Origin of the sequence: Aequorivita echinoideorum, assembly GCF_018476645.1 — a bacterium.
GTDB lineage: Bacteria > Bacteroidota > Bacteroidia > Flavobacteriales > Flavobacteriaceae > Aequorivita > Aequorivita echinoideorum.
The window spans coordinates 1-16,473 of the sequence record NZ_JAHCTB010000006.1; the positions used below are offsets into that span (position 1 = coordinate 1).

Annotated in this window: 17 protein-coding genes; 9 read left to right on the forward strand and 8 right to left on the reverse strand. The window is 38.6% G+C overall.

Features of this window, described 5'->3' with window-relative positions; genetic code table 11:
- The first annotated feature begins 426 nt into the window (after window positions 1-426).
- The 5 genes from thrS (at window position 427) to KIV10_RS12515 (ending at window position 4,751) form a co-directional block, all read left to right on the forward strand.
- Entirely contained in the window at window positions 427-2,373 is a 1,947-nt protein-coding gene (gene thrS, locus KIV10_RS12495) for a threonine--tRNA ligase (RefSeq protein WP_214114244.1), read from the forward strand.
- A gap of 58 nt (window positions 2,374-2,431) precedes the next feature.
- Window positions 2,432-2,944 (forward strand): translation initiation factor IF-3, encoded by a 513-nt coding sequence (gene infC, locus KIV10_RS12500; protein WP_317194746.1) that lies wholly within the window; start codon window positions 2,432-2,434, stop codon window positions 2,942-2,944.
- A 97-nt stretch (window positions 2,945-3,041) separates the two neighbouring features.
- Entirely contained in the window at window positions 3,042-3,239 is a 198-nt protein-coding gene (gene rpmI, locus KIV10_RS12505) for a 50S ribosomal protein L35 (RefSeq protein WP_214114246.1), read from the forward strand.
- Window positions 3,240-3,351: 112 nt separating this feature from the next.
- On the forward strand, window positions 3,352-3,696 hold the full coding sequence (rplT, locus tag KIV10_RS12510) for a 50S ribosomal protein L20 (protein ID WP_214114247.1): 345 nt from the start codon (window positions 3,352-3,354) through the stop codon (window positions 3,694-3,696).
- A 110-nt stretch (window positions 3,697-3,806) separates the two neighbouring features.
- Window positions 3,807-4,751: an OmpA family protein gene (locus KIV10_RS12515; RefSeq protein ID WP_214114249.1), complete on the forward strand. Its 945-nt coding sequence runs from the start codon at window positions 3,807-3,809 to the stop codon at window positions 4,749-4,751.
- Between the two features lie 11 nt (window positions 4,752-4,762).
- On the opposite strand, the gene KIV10_RS12520 is transcribed toward KIV10_RS12515, so the two are convergent.
- The 6 genes from KIV10_RS12520 to tgt form a co-directional block, all read right to left on the reverse strand.
- Window positions 4,763-5,947: an asparagine synthetase B gene (locus KIV10_RS12520; RefSeq protein WP_246516310.1), complete on the reverse strand. Its 1,185-nt coding sequence runs from the start codon at window positions 5,945-5,947 to the stop codon at window positions 4,763-4,765.
- Window positions 5,948-6,108: 161 nt separating this feature from the next.
- Window positions 6,109-7,662 carry a replicative DNA helicase gene (gene dnaB / locus KIV10_RS12525; protein WP_214114253.1) on the reverse strand — a complete coding sequence of 518 codons (1,554 nt, stop codon included), beginning with the start codon at window positions 7,660-7,662 and terminating at the stop codon, window positions 6,109-6,111.
- Window positions 7,663-7,829: 167 nt separating this feature from the next.
- Complete coding sequence (locus KIV10_RS12530) at window positions 7,830-8,783, reverse strand: acetyl-CoA carboxylase carboxyltransferase subunit alpha (protein WP_214114255.1); 954 nt, start codon at window positions 8,781-8,783, stop codon at window positions 7,830-7,832.
- 51 nt (window positions 8,784-8,834) lie between these two features.
- On the reverse strand, window positions 8,835-9,737 hold the full coding sequence (locus KIV10_RS12535) for a DMT family transporter (protein ID WP_214114257.1): 903 nt from the start codon (window positions 9,735-9,737) through the stop codon (window positions 8,835-8,837).
- A complete protein-coding gene (locus KIV10_RS12540) occupies window positions 9,724-10,803 on the reverse strand; it encodes an LptF/LptG family permease (protein WP_214114259.1) in 1,080 nt (359 codons plus the stop codon). Before KIV10_RS12540 ends, KIV10_RS12535 begins: the two co-directional genes overlap by 14 nt.
- A 1-nt stretch (window position 10,804) precedes the next feature.
- Window positions 10,805-11,935: a tRNA guanosine(34) transglycosylase Tgt gene (gene tgt / locus KIV10_RS12545; protein ID WP_214114261.1), complete on the reverse strand. Its 1,131-nt coding sequence runs from the start codon at window positions 11,933-11,935 to the stop codon at window positions 10,805-10,807.
- 177 nt (window positions 11,936-12,112) lie between these two features.
- Between tgt and KIV10_RS12550 the strand changes: the two genes are divergently transcribed.
- The gene (locus tag KIV10_RS12550) at window positions 12,113-12,958 is read left to right on the forward strand and encodes a transketolase (protein ID WP_214114263.1); all 846 of its coding nucleotides are present in this window, start codon (window positions 12,113-12,115) and stop codon (window positions 12,956-12,958) included.
- A gap of 22 nt (window positions 12,959-12,980) precedes the next feature.
- Window positions 12,981-13,934 carry a transketolase family protein gene (locus KIV10_RS12555; RefSeq protein WP_214114265.1) on the forward strand — a complete coding sequence of 318 codons (954 nt, stop codon included), beginning with the start codon at window positions 12,981-12,983 and terminating at the stop codon, window positions 13,932-13,934.
- A 55-nt stretch (window positions 13,935-13,989) separates the two neighbouring features.
- Here the strand turns inward: KIV10_RS12555 and KIV10_RS12560 are convergent, their stop codons facing one another.
- On the reverse strand, window positions 13,990-14,910 hold the full coding sequence (locus KIV10_RS12560; protein WP_246516303.1) for an FKBP-type peptidyl-prolyl cis-trans isomerase: 921 nt from the start codon (window positions 14,908-14,910) through the stop codon (window positions 13,990-13,992).
- Between the two features lie 79 nt (window positions 14,911-14,989).
- On the opposite strand from KIV10_RS12560, the gene KIV10_RS12565 reads away from it, so the two are divergent.
- A complete protein-coding gene (locus tag KIV10_RS12565; RefSeq protein ID WP_214114267.1) occupies window positions 14,990-15,379 on the forward strand; it encodes an RNA-binding S4 domain-containing protein in 390 nt (129 codons plus the stop codon).
- 19 nt (window positions 15,380-15,398) lie between these two features.
- Window positions 15,399-15,902 (forward strand): phosphoribosyltransferase family protein, encoded by a 504-nt coding sequence (locus tag KIV10_RS12570; RefSeq protein WP_214114269.1) that lies wholly within the window; start codon window positions 15,399-15,401, stop codon window positions 15,900-15,902.
- Here KIV10_RS12570 and KIV10_RS12575 read toward each other — a convergent pair.
- Window positions 15,894-16,415, reverse strand: coding sequence for a shikimate kinase (locus KIV10_RS12575; RefSeq protein ID WP_214114271.1), 522 nt, complete (start codon window positions 16,413-16,415; stop codon window positions 15,894-15,896). The two genes, KIV10_RS12570 and KIV10_RS12575, sit on opposite strands and share 9 nt — an antisense overlap.
- Window positions 16,416-16,473 lie beyond the last annotated feature (58 nt).

Below are 16,473 nucleotides of genomic sequence, written 5' to 3' on the forward strand. Positions count from 1 at the left end.
TAAAACTCTTTTTCTATCCCGCAATACCTTTTTAATAAAATATTCCAAAAAATTTCAAGAGCCTCCCGCGTCAAGCAAAAAACAGCTATCTGTTTTTCTAAGCGGTTGCAAATATAGAACGGATTTTATTTTTACCAAACATTGTGGTAACCTTTTTTTAATAAAAACTGAAGATATTTTTCAAACTGCTGAATCAATATAAGTTACAAATGATTCTTTTTTCAATTAATTTTACCTTAATATATATGCTCATGCTTAGATCAAATTTCATATTAGTAGCTAATATTTAAAGATTTTCTTTTAAATGATTTTTAATTCATAAAGATTTCTCTGCTGTATTGCACCAAAAGAAATCTCAATACTATATGCAGTTTATTGCAAACAGTAGAAACTAATAGTATCTTTGCGCCTTAATTTTTTTATAATATGATAGCTATTACCCTACCTGATGGAAGCGTAAAACATTTTGAGGCTGGCGTTACACCAATGGAGGTCGCAAAAAGCATAAGCGAAGGATTTGCGAGAAATGTGATTTCTGCAAATTTCAATAATATTACAGTTGAAGTTTCCACACCTTTGAAGCAAGATGGAAGCTTGGTATTATACACATGGAGCAGCGAGGAAGGCAAAAAAGCTTTCTGGCATTCTTCTGCACATATTCTTGCTCAGGCTCTGGAAGAGCTGTATCCCGGAATTAAATTGACGATTGGGCCAGCAATAGAGAACGGCTTTTACTACGATGTAGATTTTGGAGATACATCCATTTCAGAGAAAGATCTAAAGGAGGTTGAAGATAAAATGCTGGAAATCGCACGCGGCAAGCACGAATTTTCAATCCGTGAGTCTTCAAAAGCGGATGCTTTGGATTATTACAGGAGCCAAGGAAACGAATATAAGGTGGAATTAATAGAGAACCTCGAGGATGGCACTATCACCTTCTGTGATCATGATACTTTTACAGATTTATGTCGTGGCGGACACATTCCAAATACCGGCATTGTTAAAGCGGTCAAATTAATGAGTATTGCTGGCGCCTACTGGCGCGGTGATGAAAAGAATAAACAACTTACACGGATTTATGGAATAAGCTTTCCGAAACAAAAGGATCTTACTGAATATTTGGAACTTCTTGAAGAGGCAAAAAAACGCGACCATAGAAAATTAGGAAAGGAATTGGAACTTTTCACTTTTTCACAAAAAGTTGGGCAAGGTTTACCACTATGGATGCCCAAGGGAGCGGCACTAAGGGAGCGGCTGGAAAATTTTTTGAAGAAAGCCCAGAAAAAAGCTGGATATGAAATGGTTGTGACACCACATATTGGGCAAAAGGAGCTTTACGTTACCTCTGGTCACTACGCTAAGTACGGTGCAGATAGCTTTCAGCCTATCCACACACCTGCCGAAGGAGAGGAATTTTTACTTAAACCCATGAATTGTCCGCATCATTGTGAAATTTATAATAGTAAACCTTGGTCCTATAAAGATTTGCCGAAGCGCTTTGCGGAATTTGGCACAGTATATAGATACGAGCAAAGTGGCGAGCTTCACGGTTTAACACGTGTTCGTGGTTTTACCCAAGACGATGCACACATTTTCTGCACTCCAGATCAATTGGATGCGGAGTTTAAGAATGTTATCGATTTAGTTTTATACGTTTTCGGTTCGCTAGGCTTTGAGAACTTCTACACACAGGTTTCGTTAAGAGATCCAGAAAAGCCTGAAAAATACATTGGCAGTCTCGAAAATTGGGAAAAAGCCGAAAAGGCAATCATCAATGCAGCCGAGGCAAAAGGTCTCGATTATAAAATTGAGTATGGCGAAGCCGCCTTTTATGGACCCAAACTGGATTTCATGGTCAAGGATGCGTTGGGTAGAAGTTGGCAATTAGGAACCATTCAGGTAGATTACAATTTACCGGAACGATTTGAATTGGAATACAAAGGTAGCGATAATGAAACCCACCGCCCAGTTATGATTCACCGGGCACCCTTTGGAAGTATGGAGCGCTTTGTGGCTATTTTATTGGAACACACAGGCGGAAATTTCCCTTTGTGGCTCATGCCAGAGCAAGTCAGTATTTTATCTTTAAGTGAAAAATATGAAAAATACGCACAAAAAGTTTTAAATTTGCTTGAAAATGACGAAATTCGCGCCCTTGTTGACAATAGGAACGAGACAATTGGCAAGAAAATAAGGGAAGCTGAAATGAACAAAATCCCATATATGCTGATTGTTGGGGAGCAAGAAGAAAAAGATGGAACGGTTTCTGTACGTAAACACGGTGAAGGCGACTTGGGAACAATGACTGCAAAAGCCTTTTCAGAATTAATCCATCAGGAAATAAAGAAAGAATCGAAAGAATTTAATGTATAACTAAATATTTATAGCCATAGCAATACGAAGAAAAAGAAGTAAGGGACCTGCAAGGGTAATTAAAGAAGATCAACACCGCATCAACGGCAAGATTCGCGCGGAAGAAGTGCGTCTTGTTGGCGATAATGTGGAAATAGGAATATACCCACTAAGAAAAGCAAGGGATATTGCCGAGGAACAGGAGTTAGATCTTGTTGAAATCTCACCCAACGCGAACCCGCCCGTCTGTAAAGTAATAGATTATAAAAAGTTTGTCTACGAACAGAAAAAACGCGAAAAAGCCTTAAAGGCGAAAGCAACAAAGGTTACTATCAAGGAAATCCGATTCGGCCCAAATACGGACGATCACGATTATGAGTTCAAAAAGAAACACGGTGAAAAGTTTTTGCAGGAAGGCTCTAAGTTGAAAGCGTATGTTTTCTTTAAAGGACGTTCCATCATTTATAAAGACCAAGGTGAAATTTTGTTATTGCGCCTTGCCCGCGATTTGGAAGAATTCGGGAAAGTTGAACAAATGCCGAAACTGGAGGGAAAACGAATGATTATGTTCATTGCTCCAAAGAAAAAATAAACAGTCCCGGTGTTCATTGCTAAATAAAAAATCCGTTCGGATTCTCTTCAGAACCGAATTTGAAAATAAAGCGAAATAATAATTAATAATAGGAAACATGCCGAAACAAAAAACAAAATCCAGTGCCAAAAAGCGTTTTAAGCTTACGGGTTCTGGTAAAATCAAAAGAAAGCATGCGTTTAAAAGCCACATCTTGACAAAGAAAAGCAAAAAACGCAAACTCGCATTGACCCACGATGCTTTAGTAGATAAGGCCGATGAGAGCAATGTTAAGCTTATGCTTCGAATGAAGTAATACCGCTTAACCGGTTAAAACAATTATTTAAACCCTGGAGTAGCGCAATTAAAGAATTCAAAATTCATGATTCAGAATTAAGGAATCGCCTACTACAAAAAAAATTAAAATTATGCCAAGATCAGTAAATTCAGTTGCGAAGAGAGCCCGCAGAAAAAAGGTTCTTAAACAAGCCAAAGGTTTTTTTGGAAGACGTAAAAATGTATGGACAGTTGCAAAAAACGCAGTGGATAAAGCGATGCTTTATAGCTACCGTGACCGCCGTGCAAAAAAGAGAAATTTCAGATCCTTATGGATTACCCGTATAAATGCGGGAGCTAGACAGCATGGAATGTCTTATTCACAATTTATGGGAAGTTTGAAAAATAGCGGAATCGAACTTAACCGAAAGGTTTTGGCAGATTTGGCCATGAACCACCCAGAGGCTTTTGCCGCAATTATAAACAAAGTAAAATAAGACATTTATAAACTATATTATTTCGCCCAAACCGCTTCAGCAATGAGGCGGTTTTTTTATGGATAAATTCAAAAAAATAAGTTTAGTATCTTCGTCTAAATTACTTTTGAATGTTCAAGCCTATAGTTTTTATTATTTTTATTACTCTTTTCGGCAGTACTACTTTCGGCCAAGAGGGTAGTGGAAAACTGTATAAAATTGATAGGTACAAATCCATTTACCTCCCACTGGGTGAAATTTCTTTCGCAGATAGATTAGTGGAATTTAATGTAGGTTCACCCGCTCCCATTCAAAAATACAGGGATAGTCTTCAATGTTTGGAGGAACCAAATTACAGAAATTACCAAACTCCCAACTTTGTCTCTTTGGGCTGTGGAGGAAGTTTAACTGTTGAATTTACGGACAATGGTTTTATGAATCTACCCGGCGACGATCTTTATATTTTTAAAGTAGGCCCGTCATTGGAACCGGCTAAAATAGAAATTTCCCAAAATGGGAAAGATTGGATTTATGCCGGAAAAATTGCTGGCGGTAAATCTTCCATTGAATTGAGCGATGCAAAAATAGATACGGAAACTGTTTATTATTACCTGAAAATCACTGACCTCAAAGACCTGTGCCGAAGTAAAAGTGCAGGTGCAGATATTGATGCAATAGGGGCAATAAATAGCGTGATAAAATTGACTATTGATGCGGATGTGCTCTTCGATGTCGCAAAGTTCGATTTAAAGGAAACCGCCAAAAAGAGTTTGGACTCCCTTAAAAGTTCAATTGAAAAAGTGGATAGAGCTACGATTTTAATTCAAGGGCATACGGACAGTGATGGAGATGAAAGTGCAAATATGATTCTTTCTGAAAATAGAAGTATTTCAGTAAAAAACAGATTGCTGGAAATTTTTGAAAAAAGTTCAGACTACGAATTTGAAATAAAAGCGTATGGTGAAAGCAAACCGCGGGTTCCCAACAATACTGAACATAACAAGCAACAAAACCGACGCGTGGAAATTACTGTACTGCCGCCCAAGGATTACTACGAAAATTTAAATAGAAAATAAATCTGAAAAGATCAAGTCTTTTGTTTTTTCTTTTTTGCAGCTGGAAATAGAACATTGTTCAATATAAGTCGGTATCCCGGTGAATTTGGGTGTAAAGCCAACTCCGTTTTTGCATCCCCTACTCTATGCTGGTAATCTTCCGGATCGTGGCCGCCGTAAAATGTAAAAAAACCTTTTCCTTTTATTCCGTGGATGTATCGTGCTTCCCCATTGCTTTTATTTTCCCCCATCACCAAAACATTTGCTTTAATTTCATCACGATCAAACGAAGTTGTTTGACCCATAAAACCTTTCACCAATGCCGTATGGTTCTGGCAGAGCATAGTAGGTATTGGATCCCATTTTGCTGAATAATCCATTAGTGTGAAATAATCAGTTTCTTTTGATACCCTTCTTTTTTCAGTCATATCAATGCTTGAAAACTCATAGACCATTGGGCTTCGTTCCAAAATAAAATCAGTAAAGGCAAATGTTTTATTGTAATCAATTTTGCTTTGATAGCCAGGTTCGCTCGGGTCACCGTCAAACATAGGTTCGCAAATATCAACTCCTTCGGCAGAAAGTGCAATGTCGAAACTGTCGGTTGCACTGCACATTGCAAACATAAAGCCACCTCCTATCACATAATCCCGAATTTTCTTCGCCACATCCAGTTTTTCCTCTGAAACTTTATTATATCCTAATTTTGCGGCTAATAGCTCCGCATTTTTCTTGTCTTCAATATACCACGGTGCAGAACGATAAGCACGATAAAACTTACCGTATTGTCCTGTAAAGTCTTCGTGGTGTAGGTGCAACCAGTCGTAAAGAATCAACTGATCGCCCAATAATTCTTCGTCATAAATTACCTCGTAAGGAATTTCGGCATACGTCAATACCATAGTTACGGCATCATCCCAAGGAAGATTTCCTTTCGGGGAATACACAGCAATTTTCGGGGCTTTTTCAAGAACTACTGCATCCATATTTTTGGATGGACTACTTATGTCTGTAAGTATCTGTTCCGTTTTACCATCAGAAATTACCTCAAAGGAAACCCCTCGAATCTGGCATTCTCGCTGGATTTCAGCAGAATCAGGAACTAAAAATGAGCCGCCGCGATAATTGAGAAGCCATTTCACTTTCTGTTGTTTATCTAATATCCAGTACGTGATTCCGTAAGCCTTTAAGTGTTCTTTTTGGGTTTCAGCGTCCATGGGAATTAGGATGTAGGATGCCGATGCTTTGATTGAAAATAAAAAAATTAGGGTAATTGCTATGTATTTCGTCATAATGGAATTTCAAAAAAACTAGGTAAAATCCAAGTTTCCGTGGCACTAAATATAACGACAATTTTTAAGCCAAGTTTTCCTTTTCGCTAAAAAGGGACATCATTATCATCATCCGCGGAAAGATCGTCATTCATGGAACTACCAAATGCTTCATTTGCGGAAGGAAGATTTGATGTTCTGAAACTATCGTCATTTGCGGCATCATTCATTCTCGAATGAATTTCCATAGGAATTTCATCTTGGTCTAGACTCTCAAATTTACCCAAATGGCCAATGAACTTCAACCTTATTTCATCAAGGCCACCATTACGGTGCTTGGCTACAATAAATTCGGCCTGGCCTGCTGTGGGCGTATGTTCTTCGTCATCCCATTCATCAATTTTATAGTATTCTGGTCGGTAAATAAAGGAAACTATATCTGCATCCTGCTCAATAGCTCCAGACTCACGAAGATCTGAAAGCAATGGACGTTTGCTCCCGCCGCGGGTCTCAACCGCTCGAGAAAGCTGTGAGAGCGCGATTACAGGAATGTTCAATTCTTTCGCCAGCGCCTTTAGGTTTCTGGAAATAGTAGAAATTTCTTGTTCCCTATTACCACCTTTTTGGCTTCCTCCAGCAGTCATCAATTGCAAATAGTCAATGATTATGAGTTTAATTCCATGTTGTGACGATAGTCTACGTGCCTTTGCCCGTAAATCGAAAATGGAAAGAGATGGGGTGTCATCAATAAAAAGTGGTGCTTTTTCAAGACCCTTCACTTTTACGTTCAACTGTTCCCATTCATGTTTTTCAAGATTTCCCGTACGTAATTTTTCGGAACTCAATTGAGTTTCAGATGAAATAAGTCTTGTTATAAGTTGCACGGAGGACATTTCCAACGAGAAAAAAGCCACCGGAATATTATGTTCCACGGCAATATTCCGCGCCATGGAAAGTGTAAGGGCTGTTTTACCCATACCAGGCCTCGCGGCAATTATTATAAGATCACTGGGCTGCCAACCGGATGTAAGTTTGTCAACCTTTGTAAAACCGGATGGAACACCAGACAATCCTTCCTTATTGGCAATTTCCTCAATTCGCTTTTTAGCTTGTATAACCAAACTTTGGGCGGTTTCCGAAGATCTTTTTATATTTCCTTGGGTAACTTCATATAATTTTGCTTCCGCGTTGTCCAAAAGATCAAAAACATCAGTACCCTCGTTATATGAATCTTCAATTATTTCATTTGAAATTTTTATCAAACTTCGCTGAATATATTTCTGAAGAATAATACGTGCGTGAAATTCTATATGCGCTGAAGATGAAACCTTTTGGGTCAATTGGATAAGATAAAACTCCCCTCCAGCGAGTTCCAATTTGCCCTGCTTCTTCAATTGCGATGAAACGGTTAATAAGTCCACCGGCTCACTGTTTTCGAACAATGTATGTATTGCTTCAAATATATGTTGGTGCGCCTGTTTGTAGAACACTTCGGGATGAAGAATATCTATCACTTCATCCACCCCCTTTTTATCAATCATTAAAGCGCCAATTACAACTTCTTCTAAATCAATAGCTTGCGGAGGTAATTTTCCTTTTTCAAGCGAAATTACCTGGGAAGAGCGAGTTGCATAACTGGCTTGAGACTGAATTTTTTCCATAAGGCGAATGTAAAGAAAATGTTAAGAGGTGGATTTATTTTTTGCAGCTCTATGTCCACAGGTCTTCAACAATCCAACTGTTAATAAACACAAAATAATGTTGATAACCCGTAAAAAAATCCGAAGGCCTCCCTCCGGATTTCTGTTATTGTATGCTATTGTTACAATTAGTTTTTGAAGGCTCCCATATCCAAATATTTTTCCATTCTGGCATGCACCAAATCTTTTGGGGATAACATTTTTAGGTCGTGATATGCCCCAGAAATTGCCTCCGAAACTGTTTTGAAAGTAGATTCCCGATCGCTGTGGGCACCGCCTAAGGGTTCTTTGATAATCTCGTCTATCAATTTCTGCTTTTTCATGTCTGTAGCGGTAAGCTTCAATGACTCCGCTGCCTGCTCCTTGAATTCCCAGCTTCGCCATAAAATCGACGAACAGCTCTCCGGCGAAATAACTGAATACCAAGTATTTTCAAGCATTAGTACAGAATCACCAACACCGATACCTAACGCGCCACCGCTTGCGCCTTCGCCAATAATAACAACAATAATGGGCACTTTAAGCCTTGTCATTTCCAAAATATTTCGGGCGATGGCCTCGCCTTGGCCGCGTTCTTCAGCCTCTAGGCCTGGATAGGCTCCCGGCGTATCCACAAAACAGACAACGGGAATATTGAACTTTTCGGCAGATTTCATTAACCTTAATGCCTTTCTGTAGCCTTCAGGATTTGCCATCCCAAAATTCCTGAATTGCCGTGTTTTTGTGTTGTATCCTTTTTGTTGCCCAATAAACATATAGCTTTGGTCATCAATTTTTCCGAGACCACCCACCATAGCTTTATCATCCTTAAAATTTCTGTCTCCATGAAGTTCCAAAAAGGAATCTCCACAAATGGCCTTTATATAATCCATAGTATATGGACGATCCGGATGACGGGACAATTGCACACGTTGCCAAGGCGTTAGGTTTTTATAAATTTCCTTTTTAGTTGCAGCCAATTTTTTTTCAATCTGTTTGCAGGTATTGCTCACGTCAACATTGCTCTCTTCTCCAATAAGGCAAGCCTTCTCAAATTGTTCCTGTAATTCCTTTATAGGTAATTCAAAATCAAGATATTCCATATTTTTTGATACTTTTTGTGGGAGTGATTGACAAAGATAAAAATATTGTTTTTAGGTATCTGCCAATCTTCTTCTTTTTCTTTGTTGGGTAACTTTTATAATTCCGTTGGCCACTACCGTTATTAAAATAATGCCGGCGCCATAGTAAAATTGTGGACTCATATTTTCAGAATCGCCTAAAACCAAGAGCGCTAAAATAATTCCATAAACGGGCTCCAAATTAATGGTAAGCATTACCGTGTAGGGGCTTATCCATTTCATTACGTGAACCGAAGCTATAAAAGCATAGGCTGTACAAGCCGAAGCCAAAACGACCAAATACACCCAGTCCGTAGGTTTCAAAATAAAAAATTTTGAATTAAACTTTCCGGCGAAAGCCAAATAAACGGTTATCCCCAAAACGCCGAACATAAGTTCATAAAATGAAATAACCGAAGCTTTGTGCTGCAGTGCGAATTTTCCATTTATAACTGAAAAGAGTGCGCTTAAAAATGCGGAAGCCAATGCCAATAAAATTCCAGTTGTATAAGAACCTTCTACATCAAAAATTACATAAAGGCCCACCACCGCTACCAAGCCAAATAATACTTCGTAAATAATTATTTTTCGACCGTATAAAATGGGTTCCAATAGCGATGCAAAAAAAGCGCCCGTTGAAAGTACGGCGAGCGTCACAGATACATTTGATGCTTTTATGGCTCCAAAAAAAGTAAGCCAATGCAATGCAATAATCAATCCCGCAAGACAAAAACCCAATAATGTTTTACGCGAAAAGCGCAATTTCTCTTTTCTTATTGAAATGAAAATAAAGATAAAACCTGTTGCCAGTAACATTCTGTACCACACCAACGGAATTGCCTCCAAGGAAATGAGCGCGCCCAAAACCGCCGTAAAGCCCCAAATAAAAACTATAAAATGAAGGTGGAGATAATTGAGAAGCTTATCGTTTCGCATTTTTTAAAAGATAAATTGCCAATATTGCAAATACAAAATTCGGGAACCAAGTGGCTATTAATGGAGAAAAAGAACTCTGTTCCGCCATGGTTCCAAAAATCTTATCAAAGAATATAAAAACCATCCCAATGCCGATTCCTATTGCCAGATTAATTCCCATACCGCCACGTCTCTTTACTGAAGAAACCGCAACTGCAATAATAGTAAGAATATAAGCTGAAACAGGTAAACTCCAGCGTTTGTAGCGTACCACTTCATACCTATTGATATAACTTGACCCGCGCGCCTTTTCTTTTTTAATAAAATCATTCAGTTCGAAAAAACTCAAGGTCTCGGCAATATAGTTTACCGGCGTCAAATCCTCCATATCAAATGAAAAAACGGTATCCAACTGTGCCAGGCGAGCAATTATATCTCCTTGTTCGCCAACCTTCCTTTTTGTGTAATTATATAATGTATAAGAGCTATCAGCTTCGTTATATTTAATTTGTGATGCTGCAATTTTATAAGTCATTTCATTTCCTTCAAAATGTTCCAAAGTGAAATTGCTACCGGTTTTTTCGGTTAAGTTGAAATAACTCACGTAGATATAATCATTGTCATTTATCTGAGTATAAACATTACTCTGGTCCCTATCCTGCTTGCCCTTCTTCAAATAATCATAAGAAAATTCATTGAAGCCTTTACTAGCCTTTGGTGCCAGATACATACTGAAAATCAACGCCGCAATGCAAACGAGCGTTGCTCCAATCATATAGGGGCGCAAAAACCTGTTATAACTAACGCCGCTACTCAAGAAAGCAATAACCTCCGTATTGTTTGCCAATTTTGAAGTGAACCAAATTACTGATAGAAACAAAAAAAGCGGAAATAGAAGGTTGGCAAAATAAATGGTGAAATTGTAGAGATAGATTAAAACCTCAACCAATGGAACTTCGTTCTCCAGTATCTTATCGATTTTTTCCGCGAGATGTACCGTAATTCCTATAGGTATAAAAAGCAATAATAGCAGCGAAAATGTGCCCAAATACCTCTTTAAAATATATCTATCTAGAATGCTCAGCATTTTATAATCGTTGGTCCATTTGTTTTACCATTTGGTTTTTCCACGGCGTAAAATCTCCGGCTACTATATGTTTTCGCGCCTCGCGAACCAACCACAGATAAAATCCAAGATTGTGGATGGTTGCAATCTGTCTGCCCAGCATTTCATTTACCGTAAATAGATGGCGCAAATAGGCTTTACTATATTCTGTATCTACCCACGTAATCCCCATTGGGTCAATTGCCGAGAAATCTGATTCCCATTTTTTATTTTTTATATTTATGGTTCCTTCGGCTGTGAAAAGCATACCGTTTCGGCCATTACGTGTAGGCATTACACAGTCAAACATATCAATGCCAAGCGCTATATTTTCCAAAATATTAATCGGTGTGCCTACTCCCATCAAATAACGTGGTTTTTCTTTCGGAAGTATTTCAGTAACCACTTGGGTCATTTCATACATTTCCTCGGCAGGTTCACCCACAGAAAGTCCACCAATGGCGTTACCCTTAGCATTTGCAGAAGCAATATACTCCGCAGACTGTTTTCTCAAATCCTTATAGGTACTTCCTTGGACAATAGGGAAGAAAGTTTGGTCGTAATCGTATTTTAAGGGTGTTTTTTCAAGGTGTTTTATGCATCTGTCAAGCCATCTGTGCGTCATATGCATAGATCGTTTCGCATAATTATAATCGCATGGATAGGGCGTACATTCATCAAATGCCATAATAATATCGGCCCCGATGGTACGCTGGATTTCCATCACATTTTCTGGGGTAAAGGTGTGGTAACTTCCGTCTATATGACTTTTAAATTTCACGCCTTCCTCTTTAATTTTTCTGTTAGCAGATAAGGAATATACTTGGTAGCCACCACTATCCGTAAGAATATTTCCGGTCCAGTTCATAAACTTATGGATTCCACCCGCTTTTTCAAGGATTGGGGTTTGCGGCCGTAAGTAAAGATGGTAAGTGTTACCCAGAATAATATCTGGATTTATCTCCTCCCGCAATTCTCTTTGATGGACACCCTTAACGGTTGCCACCGTGCCAACGGGCATAAAAATAGGGGTTTCCACGATACCGTGATCGAGCGAGATTGTGCCCGCACGCGCACTTCCTTGGGAGTCTGTAGCTTCTAATTTAAAATGCATTCCAGCAATTTTTATTAAGTGCGCAAAGATAAACTTAATAATTATGAATAGTGAAGTCAGAATTCAGAATTAAAACGCATGTTAACAAAAGTCAGAAATCGTTGATAAATGAAGTATTATCTATTTTGAACAGCCTGCCGAATACTTTATTTTTGAAAACGAAAACTTAAACAAACTATGGCAAATTATAAAGAACTTGAAGATTTGGTAACACAGGTACGCCGGGACATTTTGCGGCAAGTGCATAAGGTAAATTCCGGTCATCCCGGAGGTTCTTTGGGCTGCGCCGAATTTTTTGTGGCACTGTACAATGAAGTGATGGACCGGAACGAAAATTTTACAATGGATGGTGTGGGCGAAGATTTATTTTTTCTTTCAAATGGGCATATATCTCCAGTTTTTTATAGTGTTTTAGCACGTGCGGGCTATTTTCCCGTTGAGGAGTTGGCAACATTTAGACATATAAACTCAAGGTTGCAGGGGCATCCCACAACGCACGAAGGCCTTCCGGGAATTAGGGTAGCTTCCGGCTCACTTGGGCAGGGAATTTCAGTTGCAATTGGTGCCGCACAGGCAAAAAAATTGAACAAGGACAAGCATTTAATTTATGTGCTTTGTGGCGATGGCGAATTACAGGAAGGGCAAAATTGGGAAGCAATGATGTATGCCGCTGGAAATAATGTGGACAACCTCATCCTAACCGTAGATTTAAATGGCCAGCAGATTGATGGGGCTACTAAAAATGTACTTCCGTTAGGAAATTTAAAAGCAAAATTTGAAGCCTTCGGTTGGGAAGTTTTGGATATTGAAAAAGGAAATGATTTGAAAGCTGTAGTTTCCGGCCTTGAAAAAGCAAAGGACAAAACAGGAAATTCAAAACCCATCTGTATTCTAATGCATACCGAAATGGGCAATGGAGTAGATTTTATGATGCACACGCACGATTGGCACGGGAAGGCACCCAACGACCAGCAATTGGAAAATGCACTTTCACAGAATCCAATTACTTTAGGAGATTACTAAAAAGAAAATTTAAAAAAAACGAATGAAAAAATATACAGATACCGGTAAAAAAGATACACGTTCAGGCTTCGGTGATGGGCTCACCGAATTGGGAAAGAAAAACCAAAATGTAGTAGCGCTCTGCGCAGATCTTACCGGCTCCTTAAAAATGGACGATTTTAAGGCAAATCATCCAGAGCGTTTTTTTCAAGTGGGAATAGCCGAAGCTAATATGATTGGTATGGCTGCAGGAATGACCATTGGAGGTAAAATTCCATTTACCGGAACTTTTGCAAATTTTTCCACGGGAAGAGTTTATGACCAAATTCGCCAAAGTGTGGCATATAGTGGTAAAAATGTAAAAATTTGTGCCTCGCACGCGGGTTTGACTTTGGGTGAGGATGGTGCAACACATCAAATTTTGGAAGATATTGGCCTTATGAAAATGCTTCCGGGAATGACCGTAATCAATACCTGCGATTACAATCAAACCAAAGCTGCCACCATAGCCATTGCGGATTATGAAGGACCTGTCTATTTGCGTTTTGGAAGACCCAAAGTAGCAAACTTCACCCCCGAGGATCAAAATTTCCAAATAGGAAAAGCGATACAATTGCAGGAAGGAACCGATGTTACCGTTGTTGCCACGGGCCATTTAGTTTGGGAAGCGTTGCAAGCAGCCGAAGCATTGCACGATAAAGGCATTTCAGCAGAGGTAATAAATATACATACTATAAAGCCGCTGGATAATGATGCTATTTTGAAAAGTGTAAAAAAGACCGGGTGCATTGTCACTGCCGAGGAGCATAATTTTTTGGGAGGTTTGGGCGAGAGCGTATCAAGATTATTAACAACCAACCATCCGGTGCCGCAAGAATTTATTGCTACCCAAGATACTTTTGGAGAATCTGGTACTCCTGAGGAATTAATGGACAAATATGGCTTGAACGCCGCGGCAATTGAAAACGCGGTAAAAAAAGTTATAGCTAGAAAATAAAAGTCATTTATCTAATAAAAAAAAATCCACATTTCTAAGATGTGGATTTTTTTATTTAAATATTCGGATCTAAGTAATCTGGTATTCCATCTCCATTTGAATCTGGAAAAGTTACATTTCCACCAACGATTCTTATCTCATCCCTTGTTAATCGACCATCACCATCATCATCTACATCAAGATAATTGGGAACTCTATTCCCCAACGGTTCAGAATCAATATCTGTATTGTCATCTAACAAGTTTTTATTTCCATTTAAATCTTCCATAAAGGAGGGAATGCCATCTCCATCGTGATCCAATATTTCAGTCGCAAAAACTTGGAAAGTGAAAATAAGCTGTTCGTAAGCGCTAATTGAGGAACTCCCGGATTGATAATAAGCCAAGCCAGACGGAACAAAAACTGCACCTACCCCAAAGTTTTCAAAGGAAAAAGTTCCATCAGGGTTGGTGTTTACAGTTCCCGCACCTTTGAATAATGGATATATTTCCTGAAATCCAGTAATGGTTTGACTCAAATCCAAGCGTACCGCTGTAGCCGAACTATCAAAGGTCTCAAGACCCAAGGACGTTCCGCGATAGTTTGTGGTAACCGCGTCACAAAAATTTGGGCTTTCAGACTGACCCTCAGCGGCTTTAAGGTAATACAATTTATATTCAACACTTGTGTCAATTCTATCCCTAACCACAATCGACGATACCTGCTCTATCAAAGGTGTTTTTTCAGAATTATCGCCTGCAATGCTATCAAACCTAACTTGAAAGTCAAAATCTGGATTGCTCCCCGCGTTTTGAAATTCTTCATAATTATAAAAGTGAGTCTGCAGGAAACCTTCAATTTCGGCTTGGGCGCGTATGGCTTCCTCGCCCCTATCCCTTGGTGGGGTTATTTCCACGTTATCATCATCATTGTTGCAGGAATACATGAGTGCCGCAATGGCAATCAAAAAAATATATTTATTTTTAATTTTTATCATCATAGCATTTTTGAGGGCGCAAGATACAATTTTCAGTTATTTTTGTATACCCGTTTAACGCAGAAATTAAGGCTTTTGTATGAGGATTGATAAATATTTGTGGTGCATACGCTACTTTAAAACCAGAAGTATTGCAACGCAGGCTTGTAAGAAAGGAGCGGTGCGAGTAAACGGTGATGTGGTAAAACCTGCGCGCGATGTTTATCCCGGCGATAATATTTCAGTTCGAAAAGAACAGATAAACTATCAGATTGAAGTACTTGACCTTCCGGAAAGTAGGTTGGGCGCAAAACTGGTTGATATGTATAGAAAGGATATTACGCCAAAAGAAGCCTTTGAAACAAATGAACTTTTGCAATATTCCAAAACATACTATCGAAAGAAAGGGGTTGGCAGGCCAACTAAAAAAGACCGCAGGGATATTGAGGAGTTCACGGACAAGCCAAAAGATGAGAATGATTTAGATTAATTTAGCAAAAAACAAAACCATGCAACAAACAACCACCATAATTCTTGATAAAACCCAAATTGCCCATAAAATTAAGCGCATGGCATACCAAGTCTATGAAACTAATGTTGATGAAAAAGAGGTAATCATTGCTGGTATCGTAGAGAACGGATTCAAATTGGCCAAAAAATTAAAGACGGAAATTGAAAAAATATCTCCCTTATCCGTAACATTGTGTGAAGTGCATGTTGATAAAAAAAATCCGCATAAAGAAATAACTACTTCCTTAAAAACCGAAGAATACAGAAATAAATCATTGGTACTTGTTGATGACGTACTCCATTCTGGAACAACTTTAATCTATGGCGTAAAACATTTTCTTGATGTACCGCTTAAGCAGTTCAAAACTGCGGTTTTGGTGGATAGAAATCATAAAAAATACCCTATTAAAGCTGACTTTAAAGGCATTTCGCTTTCCACCTCCATAAATGAAAATGTTTCGGTAATTTTTGAAAAGAACAACGACAAGGCCATCTTAGAATAATTTTTCATTTACGTGCTGTACAATTTCCGGTATGGATAGATTTTCAACATCAACTATAGAATCTGCCTGGTTGTAATAAAAGGCACGTTCAAAAAGGTGCTTTCTTATGAAATCCTCCAAAATACTTTTTGACTCCAAATGTGAAATGAGCGGGCGTTGGGCCCTTTCCGCAAAAAGTCTTTCAGTGAGTTGTTTTATTGAATTTTTCAAATAGACACTTTTAATGTCTTTCTGATCTTTAATATATTCAAGTGTGTTTCCATAACATGGCGTTCCACCACCGGTCGCCATTACGAAAGAACCATTTTCAGCAACCAATTTTTTTAGAATTTCATTTTCTTTTTTTCTGAAATAAATTTCTCCTTTATCTGAAAAAATTGAGGCAATATTTTTTCCCTCGACACTTTCAATTTCAGCATCGAGATCCAAAAATTTTAAGCTGAGCTTATCTGCCAGATTTTTTCCCACGGAAGATTTTCCGCTACCCATGTAACCAAAAAGTATTATTTTCATTTTTTGAAAGTAGCAAATAAGCTGAAATTTCTATTTAAAATTCGAAAGAAATCTTGAT